This is a genomic window from Arthrobacter sp. 10T416, assembly GCF_056394165.1.
In genome coordinates, this window is sequence record NZ_JBFTHI010000009.1 from 20,539 (window position 1) to 38,568 (window position 18,030).

Annotated in this window: 19 protein-coding genes; 13 read left to right on the forward strand and 6 right to left on the reverse strand. The window is 68.4% G+C overall.

Features of this window, described 5'->3' with window-relative positions; genetic code table 11:
- Positions 1–14 precede the first annotated feature (14 nt).
- On the forward strand, positions 15–725 hold the full coding sequence (locus tag AC1DBE_RS10750; RefSeq protein WP_476877809.1) for a GNAT family N-acetyltransferase: 711 nt from the start codon (positions 15–17) through the stop codon (positions 723–725).
- Here AC1DBE_RS10750 and AC1DBE_RS10755 read toward each other — a convergent pair.
- The 6 genes from AC1DBE_RS10755 to AC1DBE_RS10780 all read right to left on the reverse strand — a co-directional run bounded on the left by AC1DBE_RS10755 (position 722) and on the right by AC1DBE_RS10780 (position 6,213).
- Complete coding sequence (locus AC1DBE_RS10755) at positions 722–2,269, reverse strand: DHA2 family efflux MFS transporter permease subunit (RefSeq protein WP_476903115.1); 1,548 nt, start codon at positions 2,267–2,269, stop codon at positions 722–724. The two genes, AC1DBE_RS10750 and AC1DBE_RS10755, sit on opposite strands and share 4 nt — an antisense overlap.
- Before the next feature lie 74 nt (positions 2,270–2,343).
- The gene (locus AC1DBE_RS10760; protein ID WP_476970501.1) at positions 2,344–2,760 is read right to left on the reverse strand and encodes an ankyrin repeat domain-containing protein; all 417 of its coding nucleotides are present in this window, start codon (positions 2,758–2,760) and stop codon (positions 2,344–2,346) included.
- Positions 2,757–3,839: a CAF17-like 4Fe-4S cluster assembly/insertion protein YgfZ gene (gene ygfZ / locus AC1DBE_RS10765; protein ID WP_476970502.1), complete on the reverse strand. Its 1,083-nt coding sequence runs from the start codon at positions 3,837–3,839 to the stop codon at positions 2,757–2,759. The genes AC1DBE_RS10760 and ygfZ overlap by 4 nt, the downstream gene beginning before the upstream one ends.
- Positions 3,840–3,861: 22 nt before the next feature.
- Complete coding sequence (locus AC1DBE_RS10770) at positions 3,862–4,608, reverse strand: flavodoxin family protein (protein WP_476970503.1); 747 nt, start codon at positions 4,606–4,608, stop codon at positions 3,862–3,864.
- 71 nt (positions 4,609–4,679) lie between these two features.
- Positions 4,680–5,294 (reverse strand): nitrobindin family protein, encoded by a 615-nt coding sequence (locus AC1DBE_RS10775; RefSeq protein ID WP_476877814.1) that lies wholly within the window; start codon positions 5,292–5,294, stop codon positions 4,680–4,682.
- Between the two features lie 184 nt (positions 5,295–5,478).
- Entirely contained in the window at positions 5,479–6,213 is a 735-nt protein-coding gene (locus AC1DBE_RS10780) for a permease (protein ID WP_476970504.1), read from the reverse strand.
- A 376-nt stretch (positions 6,214–6,589) separates the two neighbouring features.
- Here AC1DBE_RS10780 and AC1DBE_RS10785 point away from each other — a divergent pair, with 376 nt between their 5' ends.
- The 12 genes from AC1DBE_RS10785 to AC1DBE_RS10840 all read left to right on the forward strand — a co-directional run bounded on the left by AC1DBE_RS10785 (position 6,590) and on the right by AC1DBE_RS10840 (position 17,997).
- Positions 6,590–7,288 (forward strand): winged helix-turn-helix transcriptional regulator, encoded by a 699-nt coding sequence (locus AC1DBE_RS10785; RefSeq protein ID WP_476877816.1) that lies wholly within the window; start codon positions 6,590–6,592, stop codon positions 7,286–7,288.
- Positions 7,289–7,554: 266 nt separating this feature from the next.
- Positions 7,555–8,553: a mycothiol synthase gene (gene mshD / locus AC1DBE_RS10790; RefSeq protein WP_476877817.1), complete on the forward strand. Its 999-nt coding sequence runs from the start codon at positions 7,555–7,557 to the stop codon at positions 8,551–8,553.
- Positions 8,554–8,655: 102 nt separating this feature from the next.
- Positions 8,656–10,920: an RNA degradosome polyphosphate kinase gene (locus AC1DBE_RS10795; protein ID WP_476970505.1), complete on the forward strand. Its 2,265-nt coding sequence runs from the start codon at positions 8,656–8,658 to the stop codon at positions 10,918–10,920.
- Positions 10,921–10,931: 11 nt separating this feature from the next.
- Positions 10,932–11,897 carry an NUDIX hydrolase gene (locus AC1DBE_RS10800; RefSeq protein WP_476877819.1) on the forward strand — a complete coding sequence of 322 codons (966 nt, stop codon included), beginning with the start codon at positions 10,932–10,934 and terminating at the stop codon, positions 11,895–11,897.
- Between the two features lie 75 nt (positions 11,898–11,972).
- The gene (locus AC1DBE_RS10805; RefSeq protein ID WP_476970506.1) at positions 11,973–13,631 is read left to right on the forward strand and encodes a hypothetical protein; all 1,659 of its coding nucleotides are present in this window, start codon (positions 11,973–11,975) and stop codon (positions 13,629–13,631) included.
- Positions 13,628–14,053: a GntR family transcriptional regulator gene (locus tag AC1DBE_RS10810; RefSeq protein ID WP_476970507.1), complete on the forward strand. Its 426-nt coding sequence runs from the start codon at positions 13,628–13,630 to the stop codon at positions 14,051–14,053. Before AC1DBE_RS10805 ends, AC1DBE_RS10810 begins: the two co-directional genes overlap by 4 nt.
- A gap of 9 nt (positions 14,054–14,062) precedes the next feature.
- Positions 14,063–14,866 (forward strand): thymidylate synthase, encoded by an 804-nt coding sequence (locus tag AC1DBE_RS10815; protein WP_476877822.1) that lies wholly within the window; start codon positions 14,063–14,065, stop codon positions 14,864–14,866.
- Positions 14,867–14,979: 113 nt separating this feature from the next.
- Positions 14,980–15,447: a dihydrofolate reductase gene (locus tag AC1DBE_RS10820; protein ID WP_476970585.1), complete on the forward strand. Its 468-nt coding sequence runs from the start codon at positions 14,980–14,982 to the stop codon at positions 15,445–15,447.
- Positions 15,447–15,665, forward strand: coding sequence for an NF038396 family protein (locus AC1DBE_RS10825; protein ID WP_476970508.1), 219 nt, complete (start codon positions 15,447–15,449; stop codon positions 15,663–15,665). Before AC1DBE_RS10820 ends, AC1DBE_RS10825 begins: the two co-directional genes overlap by 1 nt.
- Positions 15,666–15,851: 186 nt before the next feature.
- Positions 15,852–16,940, forward strand: coding sequence for a WXG100 family type VII secretion target (locus AC1DBE_RS10830; protein ID WP_476970509.1), 1,089 nt, complete (start codon positions 15,852–15,854; stop codon positions 16,938–16,940).
- A gap of 15 nt (positions 16,941–16,955) precedes the next feature.
- Positions 16,956–17,609: a hypothetical protein gene (locus AC1DBE_RS10835; protein WP_476970510.1), complete on the forward strand. Its 654-nt coding sequence runs from the start codon at positions 16,956–16,958 to the stop codon at positions 17,607–17,609.
- 55 nt (positions 17,610–17,664) lie between these two features.
- Positions 17,665–17,997, forward strand: a complete 333-nt coding sequence (locus tag AC1DBE_RS10840; protein ID WP_476970511.1) for a hypothetical protein — start codon at positions 17,665–17,667, stop codon at positions 17,995–17,997.
- Positions 17,998–18,030: the final 33 nt, after the last annotated feature.

Genomic DNA, 18,030 nt, shown 5'->3' on the forward strand with positions numbered 1-18,030 from the left:
GGTAGGGTTGAGGCATGACTCTTTCGCCCGGCTCCGCCGACATCATCCAGCTCGCGTGGGCCCGGCGGCTGGGGCTCGACGACGGCGCATTCGCCGCCGCCGCCGGCACCCGCATCAGCCGGGCCGATGACGCGGCGCGTTCACTGCAGTTTGTCCGCCTGTTTGGCAGTTCGGTGCTGGTCGGCCCCCAGTGGGCGCTGGACGCCGCTGCCGGGTACTCCGACGAGGAGCTSGCSCAGCACGTSACGCTGCTGACCATCACSCGCGGGCACGGCGGCCACGGGCTGGGCGCCGCCGCACTGTTTTTCGCCGACGACCTGCCATTGCAGCAGCCCTCCGAGGAACTCAACGTCTCGCACGGGAATCCCGAGGCGATCGAGCTTGAATCGCTGTGCCCGCCGGATGACGTCAACGAGGTGGGCCTCGCTGACCTCGAGCACCGCTTCACGATCATGCACATGGAGGACGGGCAGCGTACCCCGGTGGCGTGCGGCGCCTACACGGAGTGGGAGGGCATCCTGGCCCAGCTCGGTGTGCTGGTGGCCCCGGACTGGCGACGTCGCGGCGTGGGCGCCCTGGCCGCCTCGATCGCGGCCCATGAGGCGCTGGCTTCGGGCCTGACGCTGCAGTGGCGCTCGGATGTCAGCAACCAGGGTTCGCTGGCGCTGGCCCGGCACCTGGGCTTCACCCCCGGCGGCATCCAGACCAGCGTATTGCTGGGCTAGCCCCGGTTGGCCTCCGCGCCGTCGGCTACGCCGGCGTTGTCCGCGGCCGGGACAGACGCCGGGGCAGCGGCGGGGGCACCCCAGCCGCCCTGCGGCTGCGGTTTGGCGAAGAACAGCGCCACCGCCGCACCCAGCAGGATGACGGCCGCCGGCAGCATGATCGACTGGCCCATCGCCGTCGAGAACCCGGCATGCAACGCTTCGGGCAGCTGTCCGCCGAATTCCATGGGGCTCGACTGCCGGCCCGCTCCGCCGGGCGCCGGCGGGAGTTCCGCCGCGAGCCTGGACTGGATCAGCACGGCGATGGCTGCGCTGCCGAGCACCGCGCCGATCTGCCGCGTGGTGTTGTAGACACCGGAACCGGCGCCGGCCTGCCGCGGGGGCAGATTACGGGTGGCTGTGGAGCTCAGCGGCGCCCAAATGCCGGCGTTCGCGAACCCCAGCACCGCGCTGGGCAGCAGGAACAGCCAGATGGGGGTGTCCGGGTGCATCAGGGAGGAATTCCAGAACAGGGCCACGGACATCAGGACCAGACCGGACGCCGTAATGTACTTCGGGTTGACCCGGTCGATGATCTTGCCCACCACGGGTGCCAGGCCGCCGGAGATGACGGCCATCGGGACCATCATGAGGGCGGACTGCGTGGGGGTGAGGCCGCGCACGATCTGGTAGTAGAAGATCAGCGGCAGGCTGAAGGCGGTAACGGTGAAGCCGACGGTGGTGATGCCGACGTTGGCCAGGGAGAAGTTCCGGTCCTTGAAGAGACCCAGCGGGAGCAGCGGCTCGCCCTTGTTGAACCGCTGCCAGGCGACGAACGCGACCAGGACCACCAGGCCACCGATGATCAGGCCCCACACGGTGATAGGTCCGGTGATGGTGCCCCAGTCGTAAGTCTCGCCTTCCTGGATGCCGAACACCAGGAGGAACAGCCCGACGGCGCTGAGCAGGACACCGGGGATGTCGAACTTGTGCGGGTGCGTGCTGAGGCTGGGGACGAACCGCAGGGCAAGGATGAACCCGACGATGCCGACGGGGATGTTGATGAAGAAGATCCACTCCCAGCCCAGCCCGTCCACCAGGACGCCGCCGAGGATCGGCCCGACCAGGGTGGCGACACCGGCGGTCGCGCCCCAGATGCCCATCGCGGCACCGCGGCGGTCCGGCGGGAAGATCCGGGTAATGACCGCCATGGTCTGCGGCGTCATCATCGCGGCGCCCAGTCCCTGCAGGACGCGGGCCCCGATCAGCGTGTGCACGTCTCCGGAGAGGCCGCACCACAGCGAGGCGAGGGTGAAGACCACCAGGCCGGCGAGGTAGAGCTTCTTCGGGCCGAAGCGGTCACCGAGCCGGCCTGTGATGAGCAGCGGCACGGCGTAGGCCAGCAGGTAGGCGCTGGTCACCCAGATCACGGAGTTGATGTCCGCGTTCAGGCCTTCCATGATCTTGGGGTTCGCCACCGAGACAATGGTGGTATCGATCAGGATCATAAAGAACCCGATCACCAGGGACCAGAGGGCGGCCCACGGCCTGGCTACGTTTTCCATGCGGTTCCTTAAAGTGCGTGTTGCCTGGTTAAGAGTCGAAAACCGGCGGTTCGTGCCGGCCGGGTGGTGCCGGTCTAGCCGAGAAGCGTCAGGATATCGTCGCGGCCAAACATCTGCGCGGCTGCCCGCGCGGAGGGGCTGCCGGCGTCGGGATCGGCACCGGCGTCCATAAGCAGCTCCACCACGTCGGCGTAGCCCTTGAAGACGGCGCCGGCGAGCGGGGTCTGGCCGCGGTCGTTGGCCGTGGTGGCGTCGCCGCCGTGGGCCAGGACCAGCCGGACCGTGTCCGCATGGCCGTGGTAGGCGGCGAGCATCAGCAGCGAATCGCCTGCGGCCGTGGTCAGGGTCGCGGGGGCGCCGGCAGCCAGATAGCTGCCGAGGAGGGCGGAATTTCCCTCCCGTGCTGCGTCGAACAGCGTGTGGGCGAGGGCGACGGCCTCGTCGTCGGGGGCGGCCGTTGCGGAGTCCGGTGTCTCCCGGGCGCCGGTCATCGGGTCCCCCGCAGGAATCCGGTCTGCCGGCCCACAACCTGCCCGGCGTCGGGCGCAACGATCGGCTCCTGGGCCGCGGCGTACGGTTCCTCGCCGTCCATAACCGTCAGCTGCTCGTCCGGTGAGACGGAGCGCTTGATGACCGCCAGGGCCACGGGGCCCATTTCGTAGTGCTGCCCGACGGACGTCACGGTCCCGACCTTCCGGTCACCGGCGCGGACCTCGCTACCGACGGCGGGCAGCGTGTGCTGCGAACCGTCCAGCTGCAGGAAGACCAGCCGGCGGGGCGGGTGGCCCAGGTTGTGCACCCGGGCGATGGTTTCCTGTCCCTTGTAGCAGCCCTTGGCCAGGTGGACAGCGGTGCGCAGCAGGTCCAGTTCGTGCGGGATGGTCTTGTCGTCGGTCTCGGCGCCCCATCGCGGCCGCCACGCGGCGATGCGCAGCGCCTCGGCCGCGAGGACACCCGCCAGGGGCCGGTCCGCCACTGTCGCCCCCAGCGCGTCGGCCGGCACGAGGTACTCGAACCAGGGCCGCTCGAGTCCCGGGTGGGAGTCCTCCCCCACCACGGCGTACGAATAGCCGCCGGCTCCGACGTGCGGCCACGGGTCTTCCCAGACCAGCAATCCGGACCACTCGGGTACCGGCCGCGTGGATCCCACCACGGCCCACTCGGCGGAGACTTCGGCCACCTCGACCCGGAGCATGAACTTCATCCGGGTCAGCCACTCAGCCAGGGGCGCGGCCTCCGCGGCTTCGACGATCAGCCAGGTGGTGGCGCCATCGTCGAGCACCCGGGCGTCAAACTCGATGCGGCCTTGGACGCTCAGCAGCAGCAGCTCGGTGGACTGGCCCGGCGGCAGGGCCGTGAGCTGCTGCGAGCTCAGGGTGTTCAGCCAGCTGAGCCGGTCGGGGCCGGCCACGGTCACCACGCCGCGCTGGGAGAGGTCGACGACGGCGGTGCCGGCGGCCAGCGCGCGCTGTTCGCGCAGCGGCTCGCCGTAGTGGGCTGCGACGCCGGCATCCGGGCCCGCCCCTTCGACGGCTCCAGGGCGCGACAGCAGGGGGCTTTTGGTAGTCATATGAAGTAGAAGTCCTCAGCGCTCAGCGGTATTCCGGATTTTCGAAGTCGAATCGTGTCCCGGCTTTCCATGCCTCGGGCAAGTTGCCGTAGGCCGGGATGCCGCCGGCGTCCTTGAGCATCCTGGCCAGGTGCAGGAGGTTCCAGGTCATGAAGGTGGTGTTGCGGTTGGTGAAATCGCTTTCCGGTCCGCCGGAGCCGTCGTCCAGGTAGCTGGGTCCCGGTCCCACGGCACCGATCCAGCCGGCGTCGGCCTGCGGCGGAATGGTGAAGCCGACGTGTTGAAGGCTGTACAGGACGTTCATGGCGCAGTGCTTGATGCCGTCCTCGTTGCCGGTAATCAGGCATCCGCCCACCTTGGGGTAGAACGCCCATTGGCCTTTGGCGTTCAGCTGGCCGGAGTGTGCATAGAGCCGCTCGATAAGTTTCTTGGTCTGCGAGGAGTTGTCGCCGAGCCAGATGGGTCCGGCCACCACCACGATGTCCGCCTCCTGCACGGCCGGGTACAGCTCGGGCCACTCATCCGTGGCCCAGCCGTGCTCGCGCATGTCCGGGTAGACGCCGCTGGCGATGTCGTGGTCCACGGTGCGGATGACCCGGGTCGCCACGCCCTGTTTCGCCATGATCCGCCGGCTGACCTCGATCAGGCCTTCGGTGTTGGACGTTTCCGGGGACTTTTTGAGGGTGCCGTTGAAGAAAACGGCTTTCAGGTCGCTGTAGTCGGCCGGCTGGGCCGTTCGGGCGGCGGTGCCATTCGCTGTGTCATTCACTGTGGTGCTCCCTGCGTTAGCTGCGGACAACGGAAATCCAGTGAGACCCCGGCGCCTGGCCGGTCGGGGGTTTAGCCGATCTTGCTGAGGATGGCTGAAGCGTGGGCCTCGAGCCCGCCACCCGGTGTTGCGCCCTTGCCTGCGGCGACGTCCCAGCGCCACAGCAGCTTTCCCTCCACCAGCCCGAAGATCCGGGTTGCCGCGGTGTACTCCTTGGAGTGGCTGCCGCGCATCACCATGTCGGTGCTGAGCTGGATCTGCGGGCCCTTGATCTGGCCGTAGTACAGCTCGGAGATGCCGCCCGGGTGGGAGATGGAAACGGAAATGTCGAACCCGCCGTCGCTGTTGCGCAGTTCCTCGACCTCGTCCGCGCTCTTGAGCACGGGGACGATGTCGGCCGGGATGAGCCCGGGACCGCCGTCCTCATCGCGCTGCTTGCGCTCGAGCGCCCAGAATCCGGTCTCGACAGTGAGCGGACGGAGCTTGGTGCCCTGATCGTCCGTCAGCCACGATTCGGCCCGGTACTGCAGGTAGGGCAGGCCGTTGTGCGTGAAGGACACATGCTGGCTGAAGTGCTCCGAGTCCTCTTCGCCGGCACCTAACCGGCCGGTGCCCTCCCACTCACCAATGAGCCAGGACAACGGGACAATCTCGGGTGTCAGATCTGTAGGAATTTCAATCGGCACAGCAGCTACCTCTGGAAACTACGGGTTCTGGACGGGTATCGGGGAAGGTGTGTCTACTTCTGGCCCTTGAAAAGGCGGTACACCACAAAGCCGGCGAACCAGGCCATCGAGAGGCCGGCGACGGCGAGCAGGACAAGGAAGAAGATCTCAAATGCAAGTACGGACATGATGCCATCCTAACCCGTTAGTGAATGAGTAGTTTGTCTATGAAGTAGGCCAGCGAACCGACGGCGGAGACGGGCCCCAGACCCATGCCCAGCACTGCCCGAAGGTTCAGGGCCGAGCCGCGGATGATCACCAGCCGGCGGAAGCTGACCAGGACGGCGCCGATGACGATTCCGACCAGGGCGGCCGGCAGCACGGCAATGTCGGAGAGCACCAGGCCGGCCAGCGGACCCGCGAGGCCCGCACCTACGATGCCCAGTGGGGCGACGATCCTGTCGGGCCAGCGGATCAGGCCGGCCATGAGGGCAATCGCGGCGCTGATGGCGGCGATGAGCAGCATTTCCCGGACCCCGTTGAACCGCGAACAGGCGATCCAGCCGGCCCCCAGGCAGGACAGCAGGACGCCGGCGCAGGAGCCGAGGGTGGATTCCAGCCGCTGGGCCTGTCCGGTGCCGCGGATCAGTTGCATCACGAATATCGCCATCACCCCGGCGGCGACGAACGCCGGCGTCCAGTCCAGGAAGCCCGGGGCGGGCAGGTAGGTGGCTGCGACGGCTGAGCCGATTCCGGGCAGTCCGATCAGTGCGGCGAGGGTTTTCTTGGCGGGGATGCCGAGGAAGTGCGGCCAGCCGATACCGACGCACGCGGCTGTGATGACCGCGACGGCGAGCAGGACTTCCGGGCTGGAGTACGCCCCGGCGATGATGGCGGCCACCCCGGCGAGCCCGATGACGCCGACGCTCCACGACTTCATGGGTGCTCCCCCGGGTTTGCCCCCGGGGCATGCCCCGGAATGCGCCCCATCAGGGCGCCCTCGACGCGGTCCCCCACGATCACTTCAGCCACGATCAACCGGTACCTTCGCTCACTGCGGACCCACTCGGCCTGCTCGACTCCGCCGGGCTGTTGGCCCGACGGGTCAATCCTGCCTTATATGAACGATTTGTGTCGGAGGGGAACCAATTCGGAGCAACGGAACAGTGTCCGCAGGGGGTCATTTGGGTATACTCAAAGCTCAGCTACGCTTCCTCCGGCTGCCGCGGTCCAGGGCACCAACCGGAAGTCCAGTACCGGCCGGTGGAAGCCCGGCTCAGACGCCCAATGATGCGCGGACACCCCTTGGAGGAACCATGTCGCACATCCTGCTACTGACGAACAGCACCGGATCATCGGTGGACGTCCTGCCTGCGCTTGAGTTGCTCAACCACCGCGTGCACATCCTCCCGGCCGAACCCACGGCCCTGCTCGAAACCGACCCGTGCGACATCGTCCTGCTGGACGCCCGCAAGGACCTGGTGGGCGCCCGTTCGCTGACCCAGCTGCTGAAGGCCACTGGGCTTAGCGCTCCCCTGATGCTGATCCTGACCGAGGGCGGCATGGCTGCCGTGTCCTCGGCCTGGGCAGTAGACGACATCCTGCTCGAATCGGCCGGCCCGGCGGAGGTCGAGGCCCGTATCCGGCTCGGCGTCGCCCGGGCGCAACCGGACCAGGACGACACCCCCACGGAGATCCGGGCCGCCGGCGTCGTGATCGATGAGGCCAGCTACACGGCGAGGGTCAACGGGGCGGCCTTGAACCTGACGTTCAAGGAATTTGAACTGCTCAAGTATCTGGCCCAGCATCCCGGCCGGGTGTTTACCCGCCAGCAGCTCCTCACGGAGGTCTGGGGCTACGACTACTACGGCGGCACCCGCACCGTGGACGTCCACGTCCGGCGGCTGCGGGCCAAGCTCGGCGCGGACCACGAGAACCTGATCAGCACGGTCCGCAACGTCGGGTACCGCCTGACGCTGGTCCGGCAGCCGGATGAGGAACTCACGGAGGCCTAAGGCCACGGCTGATCCACAGGCGGTTCGCGACACGAAAAAGCCCCGGACCAATTGGTTCGGGGCTTTTTTGCGCCGCTTGGCGCTGCAGTGGAGGACATACGGGTCGAACGTATCGAGGCCACCCCAGTGGTGGATCCCCCTCAAACCAACTCAGCGTTTCGAAGCGCTCAGCCGGATCAGATAATGACTATACGTGCCCCGGGCGGATGCATCAAATCGGCCCGGGACCCACGCGCGTCGGCCCGGCTGGCGTATAGCCTTGCAGCATGAGTCCCGCGAACCCGGCAAACTGGCCCGTACTCACCTCGCAGGGGGCTGTCGATGAACAGCTGCTGCGGGACGTCACAACCCTGGTGGCGGCCGCCGAGGAGTCCGACGGCAACCCGCCGCTCTCCGAACAGACCCTCGTCACGCTCCGCGCCCCGCAGGCGGGCCCGCACACTGTCTTGGCGCTCGCCCTCTATTCCCCCGATTACTCCCGCGAGGATGCAGGGGCGTCCGCGGGGGGATCCGCGCCGCGGGGCAACGACCTGGCCGGGGTCGCCGTCGTGGTTGGGGAAGCGGACGGGACCGGGGTCCTGGAAGTTGCGGTCCACCCCAATTACCGCAACCAGGGCGTCGCGGACCGGCTGGTGGGGGAACTGCAGGAGGTGCGCGGCTTCGCGGGCCTGAAGGCCTGGTCGCACGGCAACCACGAGGCCGCCGCGGACCTGGCCGCCCGCTACGGCTACGGCGCCGTCCGCGAACTGTGGAAGATGCGGCTCGCCACGGCGGCCTCGGAACTTCCCGACGCGGCGCTGCCCGACGGCGTCGCCCTGCGCAGCTTTGTGCCCGGCCGCGATGAGGAGGCGTGGCTCGCGGTCAACCGGGCGGCTTTCGCCCACCACCCCGAGCAGGGGAACATGAGCCGCGCCGACCTCGACGCGCGCATGGCCGAGCCGTGGTTCGACCCGGCCGGGTTCCTGCTCGCGGTCGACGCCGGGGACAGGATCCTGGGCTTCCACTGGACCAAGGTGCACCCGCGGCACGGCGAGCACCCGGCGATCGGCGAGGTGTACGTCGTCGGCGTCGCCCCCGAGGCGCAAGGCACCGGACTCGGCAAGGCCCTGACCGTCGCCGGCATCAAACACCTGCAGCACCAGGGCCTGCACGCCGTCATGCTGTACGTCGACGCGGACAACATCCCCGCCGTCGCACTGTACCGGCGGCTGGGCTTCTCGCGCTGGGACGTCGACGTTATGTACGCCCCGCTCGAGGGCCGGTAGCCGCACCGGCGGCCGGCTCCCCGGCACGGCCGAAACCTGGGCTCGCCGGGAGCCGATTCCTTGTAAGGTTGAAGCTAAATCGCGCCAGCATTAGGAGAGACCATGCAACGGGAATCTGCCCGGACAGCCACGTCTGAAGCCGCTACGCGGGACAAAGCTGCGCGTCCTGTGCGTGCGCGGTTCGGTTCCTCCGAAGTGCCCGCCTCACGCGCCACCCAGGACCGGATCGACATCCCGGAGTTCGCGCCGAACCTGGAACCGGAAGGTGACATCAGCCCGGACCGATTCCTGGACCGGGAGCTGAGCTGGCTCGCGTTTAACTCGCGTGTGCTGGAACTCGCCGAGGATCCCAACTTGCACCTGCTCGAACGCGTCGGCTTCCTGTCCATTTTCGCGTCCAACCTCGATGAGTTCTTTATGGTGCGCGTGGCCGGCCTGAAGCGCCGCATCGCCACTGGCCTCGCCGTGCCCTCCCCCGCCGGCCAGAGCCCGATGCAGGTCCTCGAGCAGATCGGCGAGGCCGCACACCGGCTCGCGCAGCGGCACGCCCGCGTCTACGCCGAACAGATCCGCCCGGCGCTGGCCTACGAACACATCCACCTGATGCACTGGGAAGAACTCGACGACCAGGCCAAGGACCAGCTCAGCGCCATGTTCGCGGAGAAGGTCTTCCCAATCCTGACCCCGCTGGCCGTGGATCCGGCCCACCCGTTCCCGTACATTTCCGGGCTCTCGCTGAACCTCGCCGTGGTGGTCCGCAACCCGGTCAGCGACAAAGAGCTCTTCGCCCGCGTCAAGGTCCCGGACCAGCTTCCCCGGCTGATCTCCATCGACGGCCCGCGCGCCGGCTCCGTCCCCGGCCGGGTGGCACGCTTCATCGCCCTCGAGGAAGTCATCGCGGTCCACCTGGACCAGCTTTTCGCCGGTATGGAGGTCCTAGAGCACCACACGTTCCGAGTGACCCGCAACGAGGACGTCGAGGTTGAAGAGGACGACGCCGAGAACCTGCTGCAGGCGCTGGAAAAGGAACTGCTGCGGCGCCGTTTCGGGCCGCCGGTGCGCCTTGAGGTCACCAACGACATCAACCCCAACATCCGGGCGCTGCTGATCCGGGAGCTCGGCGTCGAGGAATCCGAGGTCTATTCCGTGCCGGCCCCGCTGGACCTGCGCGGCCTCTCCGTCATCGCCGGGATCGACCGCGCGGACCTGCACTACCCCAAGCACGTGCCGCACACCTCCCGGTACCTCAACGAGTCGGAGACCTCGAAGGCCGCCAACGTCTTCGCGGCCATGCGGCGGCGGGACATCCTGCTGCACCACCCCTACGATTCCTTCTCCACCTCGGTGCAGGCCTTCCTTGAACAGGCCGCCGCGGACCCGAAAGTGCAGGCCATCAAGCAGACCCTGTACCGCACCTCCGGCGACTCGCCGATCGTGGACGCCCTGATCGACGCCGCCGAGGCCGGCAAGCAGGTGCTGGCCCTGGTGGAGATCAAGGCCCGCTTCGACGAGCAGGCCAACATCTCCTGGGCCCGGAAACTGGAGCAGGCCGGCGTGCATGTGGTGTACGGCATCGTGGGCCTCAAGACCCACTGCAAGCTCTCCCTCGTGGTGCGCCAGGAAGTGGACGGGCTCCGCCGCTACTGCCACATCGGCACGGGCAACTACCACCCGCGGACGGCCCGCTACTACGAGGACCTCGGCCTTCTGACCGCCAACGAGCAGGTGGGCGAGGACCTGTCCAGGCTCTTCAACCAGCTCTCGGGCTACGCGCCCAAGTCCACGTTCAAGCGCCTGCTGGTGGCGCCACGGTCCGTGCGTTCGGGCCTGATCGACCGGATTGAAACGGAAATCAGGAACGCCCGCGCCGGCATCGCCGCCCGCGTCCAGATCAAGGTGAACTCGATGGTGGACGAAGCCATCATCGATTCGCTGTACCGCGCCTCGCAGGCCGGGGTGCAGGTGGACGTTATTGTCCGCGGCATCTGCTCGCTGCGCCCCGGCGTGCCCGGACTGAGCGAGAACATCACCGTCCGGTCGATCCTGGGCCGGTTCCTGGAGCACTCCCGCGTTTTCGCGTTCGCCAATTCCGGCGATCCCGTGGTCTATATCGGCTCGGCCGACATGATGCACCGCAACCTCGACCGGCGGGTCGAGGCACTGGTGCAGCTGAGCAGCGGCGATGACACCACCTACGTGCTCGACATGCTGCGCCGCTACATGGACCCGGGCACCGCCAGCTGGCACCTGGACCGCAGCGGCGAGTGGATCCGGCACCACCTCGCCGAAGACGGGACCGCCCTGCAGGACGTCCAGTCATGGCTGCTCGCATCGCGTTCGCGGCAGCGCCCGGCGAGCCTGCGCTGAGGCCGCCGGTTGTGAGCAGCGATTCCCTGGTCGCGGACCAGACCGACCATCCGGGTGAGCCGATCGCCGTCGTCGCGGCCGGTGCCCTGCCGTGGCGGGTCAACAAGGACAAGCTTGAGGTCCTGCTGATCCACCGTCCCCGTTACGACGACTGGTCGTGGCCCAAAGGCAAAATCGACCCCGGAGAGACCATTCCGGAATGCGCGGCCCGCGAGGTCGAGGAGGAAATCGGCCTCAAGGCGCCCCTCGGCATCCCGCTGCCGCCTATCCACTACCACGTGGCGGCCGGCCTGAAGGTGGTGCACTACTGGGCTGTCGACGTCGACGGCGCCGCGCTCCGGCCGGACGGCAAGGAGGTGGACAGCGTGATGTGGTGCGCCCCGGAAAAGGCTGCCGCCCTGCTGAGCAACCCCGGCGACCGTGCCCCGCTGGAGCACCTTGAGGCCGCCCATGCCCGCGGCGAACTGGATACCTGGCCGCTGCTGGTGGTGCGCCACGCCAAAGCCAAGCCCCGTTCCTCGTGGTCCAAGGCCGAGGGCGACCGTCCGCTGGCCGCCACCGGCGCCCGCCAGGCCCAGGCGGTGGGGCGGCTGCTGCAGGCGTGGAGCCCGTCGCGGGTGGTGACTAGCCCGTGGCTGCGCTGCGTGGCCACGGTGGCGCCGTACGCCAAGGCCGTCGACGCCAAGGTCAAACTGCACGAGTCGCTGACGGAGCACCTGCACGGGCGGAGCCCGCATAAAACCGCCAACGTCGTCGAGTCGCTCTTCGACAAGGGCCGCGCGGTAGCTTTGTGCACCCACCGGCCGGCTCTGCCGACGGTGTTCGCACAACTGGGCAAGCACATGAACTCCCGGCTGCGGGCGGCATTGCCGGCCAACGATCCTTACCTCTCCCCGGGGGAAATCATCGTCTGCCACGTCACGCATTCCAAGGGCAAGGTGGTGGCGGTCGAGCAATTCCGGCCGTTCGACGACTAGGTCCTTGACCCCGGGCAGCGCCAGGCCTAGTTTGTATCAAGTACTTGGTACATAACTAGGAATCTTGGGGGATTCATGCCGGGCGAGTTCTATTTTCCGTCGGCGACGCTGGTCGGCCCGATCATCGGCGCGGTGGTGGTCTACCTCCTGCTCCGCTGGGTGGTCTGGGCGCCGGACACCGGGACGTCGCCGGCGTCGGTCTCGCAGCACGCCCTCTGGGTGGGCGTCATCGGCTGGATGGCGAGCTCGCTGCAGGGGTCAATGAATCTCGGCATCATCCCCGCCAACTCCTCCGCCGGCAGCGTCCTGACAACCACTTGGGCGATCCTCCCCGCTCTGGCCTGGCCGGTGCTGGGATGCCTGGGGGTGCACGCGATTGGCCAGTTCAGCTATCCAGGGCCGCGGCGGTCGCGGCGGCAGACCGTGTTGTCGGTCCGGCGGATCCGGGACTTCCTGCCGCGCCGGCTCGCGGTGGCCACCGCCGTCATCTTTGCCGCCGCAGGGGCCCTGATCGCGACGGCAGCCACGCTCCCCGGCTTCGCCCCGGTGCCGGCCACGATGGTGGTCGACGGGCCATACACCCGCCAGACGGGCGGGGCAGACGGCCGGATCCCTGGGGTGGAACTGGCCGCCTGGCTGGGCGGATCCTTGGCCGTCCTCGCCGGGGGGACGCTGCTGGTGTTGTGGCTTATCGCCAGCCGCCGCCAACTCGAGGCCCTCGACGCCGCTGACAACGCCACGCTGCGCACCATCGCCATGAACCGTCTCCTCCGGACCGTCGCCACCATCGCCGCGGGCCTGGGCATCATCGCGGGGAACTTTGCGGCACATCCGGACCCGGCGGCCGGTGTGATGTCCTGGGTCAACCCGGCAGGCCTCGGCGGCATCGCGGTGCTGCTGGTCATGTGGGGCTGGCGGCCGCCGGTGCTGGCTGCCGCCGGGCTGGGGCCTCGAAACCGGCCGGTCGAAGGCCTCCAGACCGGTGGCCGGCACCCGGCGGCCCGGCTGGTCGCGTCGCTGGGCCCCCTGCTGGGCCTCGCGGCCGCCGTGCCGCTTCTGGCGGGCGTGTTCATCGTTCCCGGGCTGACGGCCGCCGCGGCCGGTTTCGGGATGGCCGGCTTCGCTACCCTGATGGCGGCCACCGTCCTGGTGGTGGTTGCCGCCGGGGAACTGCTCCTCCAGCACAACTATGGCGACCCCCGGGCGCCGCGCGACTGGCCGCGGCAGCCGGTCAGCCCCGCAATGCTGACCACCGGCGTCGTGGCCGTGCTGGTGCTGGCGGTGGCGCTGGGCGTTACCGCGGCGGGCCAGGCACGCCTGTACGGGAATGCGGACTGGGGCCCGCCGGCCCTGCTGGTTGCGGCCGGCGTCGTGGCTTCGGTGCCCGCGCTCCTGGCCGCACGATACCGCCGCGGAGTGCCGGACCTGGCCGTTGGCATGGACGCCGCGCTGCGAGCCGTCACCGTCCACCGGATCGTGCGGACGGTGGCGGCCCTGTTCCTCGCCCAGGCCGCCGTGCTCCTGCTGAGCCAGGGCCCGGCCTGGGCTGCAGTTTTCGCGGCCGAGTCCTTTGGCGAACCGCTGAACCCCGACGCCGGGTCGTGGTGGCCGGCCACCCTCGCCGGCGCGGTCCTCGGAACTGCGGCCACCGTCGTCGCCCTCATCCCCGTCACCGGCCCGGACCGCCTGCCGGCCGGGCCTGTGGCGCGGCGGGACAAAGAACCCGCGGCATGAGCGCCGGAATCACCGTCAACCTGCGCTCCGCCACCCCGCCCTACGAGCAGATCCGGGGCCAGATCGCCGCCCTGGTTGCCGCCGGGGCGTTGCCGCCGGGAACCCGGTTGCCCGCGGTGCGGCGGCTCGCCGCGGACCTCGGTATCGCGGCCGGGACGGTGGCCCGCGCCTACAAGGAGCTGGAGCAGTCCGGGCTCCTGGAAACCGGCCGGCGCAACGGGACCAGGGTTGCCGCCGCGGCGGCTCTCCCCGCTCCGGCCGGCGGCCCGGCGTCGTCGGCCACCGCGGAGGTCAGCGAGGCCGTCGACCGCCTGGTCGCGGCCGGCCGCCGCGCGGGGATGAACGACGGCGCCCTGCTGGCAGCAGTGCAGGCCAGGCTCGCCCTGCGAGACGGATACGGCCCCGGCGCGAGGACTCAGTAGACTGGAACGGTGAGCATCCCAACGCCCTACGAAGACCTCCTGCGCGATGTCCTGGAGCACGGCACGTACAAATCCGACCGCACCGGAACGGGCACACGCAGTGTGTTCGGCCGGCAGATGCGGTTCGACCTGGGCAGCAGTTTCCCGCTCATCACCACCAAGCGCGTCCACTTCAAATCCGTGGCTGTTGAGTTGCTGTGGTTCCTCCGCGGTGACAGCAACGTGAAGTGGATGCAGGACCAGGGCGTCACCATCTGGAATGAATGGGCAGGCGCCGACGGCGAACTCGGCCCGGTCTACGGGGTGCAGTGGCGCTCCTGGCCCACGCCTGACGGCGGCCACATCGACCAGATCGCGGAACTGGTGGAGAACCTCCAGGCCAACCCGGACTCGCGCCGCCACATTGTCTCCGCGTGGAACGTCGCCGAGCTGAAGAACATGGCCCTGCCGCCGTGCCACGCGTTCTTCCAGTTCTACGTCGCCGACGGCAAACTCTCCTGCCAGCTGTACCAGCGCTCCGCCGACACGTTCCTCGGCGTCCCCTTCAACATCGCCTCCTACGCCCTGCTGACCTGCATGCTGGCCCAGCAGACCGGGCTGGAACCGGGCGAGTTCGTCTGGACCGGCGGCGACGTCCACATCTACGAGAACCACCTCGACCAGGTCCTCACCCAGCTGCGCCGTGAGCCCTACGAGTACCCGCAGCTGAAGATCACCCGCAAGCCGGACTCCATCTTCGACTACACCCTCGAGGACTTCGAGGTGGTCGGCTACCAGCACCATCCCACGATTAAGGCCCCGATAGCAGTATGAGCAACGCAACCAGCGAACCCACCCAGTTCACCGAACAACTGCGCGGCTCCGTGACCGGGCTTGGCCTGGTGTGGGCACAGAGCAGCACCGGCGTCATCGGCCAGGCCGGGGCGATGCCCTGGCACCTGCCCGAGGACATGGCGCACTTCAGCCGGCTCACCACGGGGCACCCCGTCATCATGGGCCGTAAGACCTGGGAATCCTTCCCCGACAAGTACCGGCCGCTGCCGGGCCGGACAAACATCGTCATCACAAGGACGGAAAACTGGGGAACGACCCCGGAAGCCGCGGGGGCCCAGCCGGTCAAATCCCTCGACGATGCGCTGCTGGAATCCCAGTTCGCGCCGGGCCAGGAGATGGTCTGGATCATCGGCGGCGGCGAGATCTTCAACCAGTCGGTTGACCTTGCCGACGTCGCCGTCGTCACCACGATCGACACCGCCGCCGAGGGTGATACCTTCGCGCCGGAACTCGGCTACGAATGGACCGCATCCGCCAGCCTCCCGCCGGACGGGTGGCTGACCGCTGCGAACGGCACGCGCTACCGCATCACCCTCTGGCGCCGGACGGAGTCCAACTGATGTTGCGCAAGCCCGAAACCCTCTTTGTCCTGGGCTACATGCTGCTGCCGTTGTTGGCGCTGCTGTCCGCGATCGTGGGGCTGACCATGATCCTCGGCGGCAACAAGATCGCCGGCGCCATTGTGCTGGTCATCGTCACCCAGGTCTTCGCCTTCGGCGCCGTATTCGCCCTGCGGCGGCGCAAGAGCGCACTGCTGGCAGAGTCCGACGGCGAGTAGCGGCGACGGCGGCCGGTCCAGGGCCGCGGCCTCAGCGGCCGGATGGGGAGATCACCCCATCGCGCCATCACGGCGGCCGGGTTAGATTGGGGCCGGTCAGAATAATGGCCCGAGTGCGTTTGCTCAGAATGCACGAGGTCTTGGCGGCGGCCCGTTAGGCTGTTGCCCGTGAAGGGGGATGCCACCATGGCAGGAAACTTGTGGGGCGCTGACGTCGCGCAGTTGCGGATGCTGGCGCAAAATTTCGGCCAGACGTCGGAGACATTGCTGCAGCAGTCGACCGCCCTGACGTCGGCCATCAACAACAACACGTCGTGGAAGGGCGCCGACAGTGCCCGGTTCACCTCGGACTGGAACGGCAGCCACCGCGCCATCATCCAGCAGACCGCCCGGGCCCTCAAACAGGAATCCCGGCGGCTCATGACCCAGGCCGACGAGCAGGAGAAGGCCAGCAACGCCGCTCCGGGCTCCGGCGGCGGTCCGCTGGGGCCCCTGGGCCACGGGGGCGGGGCGTGGGCGGCGGCCGGCGGCATACTGGCCGGCGGCGTCGCGGGCCTCAAGGGGTTTATGGGGGTCCAGAAGAACATCAAAGCCCCCCTCACCCTGGCCAAGACGGTGGGCCAGTACGGCTGGGTACTGAAGAACCAGCGAGAGGGACTGGTCAAGGCGCTCTTCACCAAGGGCCGGCACCGGCTGGGCGGCCCCGGCTTCGAGATGCGCAACCTCTGGCAGACCACCGCAGGGAATAAGACCCTCGAGGGGCTGCTCAAAGATTCGTCCAAGGCGAGCCGCACCCTGAACGCCATCGACAAGGCCTCGGACGCCGCGTCGTTGAAAAACCTCAACAGCTTCATCAAGCCGCTGGACAAGCTCGGCGGCCTGGTCGCCGAGAAGCCCTGGCTTGGCGCCGGGAAGAGCTGGGAGTGGCTGGGCAAATCCGGCATCGCGCGCGGACTGGGCTGGGCCGGAGTCGGTTTCAACACTTTTGACTCCGTCTCCAAGTTCGCCGACGGCGACATCAAGGGCGGCGCGTTCAGCGCCGGCAAAGCCGCACTCGGTGTGGGCTGCTTCCTGCCGCCGCCCGCAGGGACCGTCTGCCAGGTCGCGAGCGTTGGAATCGCCGTCTACGAAAACTGGGACACCATCACCAGCGTGGGCAAGGACATTGGCGAGGGTGTGGTCAACGCCGTGAAGGATCCCGGCAAGTTCGTCAGCGACACCGCCAACAACGTCAAGGATGCAGGAAAGTCCGTGGCCAAGTTCTTCGGCTTTTGAGATTAGGAGACCCAGATGACCGTCCAGCACGAAATGACCCAGGAACCACGCCTCGGCGTCGATGTCATTGGCTTTGGCGTGGGCGAACTCGCCTACCTGCTCAACGTCTTCGAGGGCCCGGCCCGTGACCGCTCCGTCGGTGTTTTCCGGGCTGAGGAGCTCGTCGAGGACTCCACCCTGAACACCGCCGGCGCGTCATCCCTTCTGGCCCGGGACCTCGCCGTCGTCTCCGACGACGACGAGGTCGGGGTCAAAGGGGTGGCCGCCGCCGTCGCGACCGCCTTGGGCCAAGCGACGCGCTGGACCGAAATATCGCTGCTGACCGAGGACAGCATGGATAACGTGGTGCTGCTCGAAGCCCCGGACGTGTCCCTGATGCTTCAGCCGCGTGCCCTGGGCACCTGGTTCGCCTTCGCCCAGGACCCCACCATCAGCTCCGCGGAGGCCAGCCTCCGAGTGCTCCGGCAGCACGTCGACGAACACCCGGGCGGCACGGCGTATCTGGTGTTCAAGACGCTCCAGGACGAGAAGCACCTGCTGATCCGCCGCGACGGTGACAGCTGGGCCACCGGGGTGCCCGACTTCGCCACCGACGAGGTCGCCGAGAGTGCTCCGCTGGACGACGCCGGCGTGCTTGCCGCCATCAAGGAGTCCCGTGGGGAGGCGTGACCGGGACGTCCCCCAGGAGCCTGGTTACACAGCGCCGCCGCCTCCGGAGACGCCCATGAAGCACCGCCTGGCCGAAAACGGCGAGATCGTCAGCTATACCGACGAGGAATACGGGGTCCGCAAGGACGACGGTCTCGGCGTGATCAAGCCGGTGAACTCCTCCGGGGGACTGCTGTTCCTGTCCGTACTGATCACGGCCCTGTTCGGGCTGATGCTCTACGGCGTGGTCCAGATGGCCCTCACCGACCAGTGGCACATCATGGGCGAGATCTGGTGGATGTACGTTCTGGTCCTCATTCCGCTGTTCGCCGGCTGGGCCGGGTATTTCAAGGAACGCCGGGCCGAGAAGCTGCGGGCTGCCCGGAATCTTCCCCGGCCGGCCGAGTAACCACCTGGCGGTCCGCGCCGTGGCGTGACGTAA

Excerpts from the sequence above, each read along its gene's own strand:
- AC1DBE_RS10795 (WP_476970505.1), top strand. The coding sequence starts at position 8,656 with ATGCAACGGGAATCTGCCCGGACAGCCACGTCTGAAGCCGCTACGCGG.
- mshD (WP_476877817.1), top strand. The coding sequence starts at position 7,555 with ATGAGTCCCGCGAACCCGGCAAACTGGCCCGTACTCACCTCGCAGGGG.
- ygfZ (WP_476970502.1), bottom strand. The coding sequence starts at position 3,839 with ATGACTACCAAAAGCCCCCTGCTGTCGCGCCCTGGAGCCGTCGAAGGG.
- AC1DBE_RS10785 (WP_476877816.1), top strand. The coding sequence starts at position 6,590 with ATGTCGCACATCCTGCTACTGACGAACAGCACCGGATCATCGGTGGAC.
- AC1DBE_RS10755 (WP_476903115.1), bottom strand. The coding sequence starts at position 2,269 with ATGGAAAACGTAGCCAGGCCGTGGGCCGCCCTCTGGTCCCTGGTGATC.
- AC1DBE_RS10820 (WP_476970585.1), top strand. The coding sequence starts at position 14,980 with ATGCCCTGGCACCTGCCCGAGGACATGGCGCACTTCAGCCGGCTCACC.
- AC1DBE_RS10805 (WP_476970506.1), top strand. The coding sequence starts at position 11,973 with ATGCCGGGCGAGTTCTATTTTCCGTCGGCGACGCTGGTCGGCCCGATC.
- AC1DBE_RS10825 (WP_476970508.1), top strand. The coding sequence starts at position 15,447 with ATGTTGCGCAAGCCCGAAACCCTCTTTGTCCTGGGCTACATGCTGCTG.
- AC1DBE_RS10830 (WP_476970509.1), top strand. The coding sequence starts at position 15,852 with ATGGCAGGAAACTTGTGGGGCGCTGACGTCGCGCAGTTGCGGATGCTG.
- AC1DBE_RS10835 (WP_476970510.1), top strand. The coding sequence starts at position 16,956 with ATGACCGTCCAGCACGAAATGACCCAGGAACCACGCCTCGGCGTCGAT.
- AC1DBE_RS10780 (WP_476970504.1), bottom strand. The coding sequence starts at position 6,213 with ATGAAGTCGTGGAGCGTCGGCGTCATCGGGCTCGCCGGGGTGGCCGCC.
- AC1DBE_RS10810 (WP_476970507.1), top strand. The coding sequence starts at position 13,628 with ATGAGCGCCGGAATCACCGTCAACCTGCGCTCCGCCACCCCGCCCTAC.
- AC1DBE_RS10840 (WP_476970511.1), top strand. The coding sequence starts at position 17,665 with ATGAAGCACCGCCTGGCCGAAAACGGCGAGATCGTCAGCTATACCGAC.
- AC1DBE_RS10760 (WP_476970501.1), bottom strand. The coding sequence starts at position 2,760 with ATGACCGGCGCCCGGGAGACACCGGACTCCGCAACGGCCGCCCCCGAC.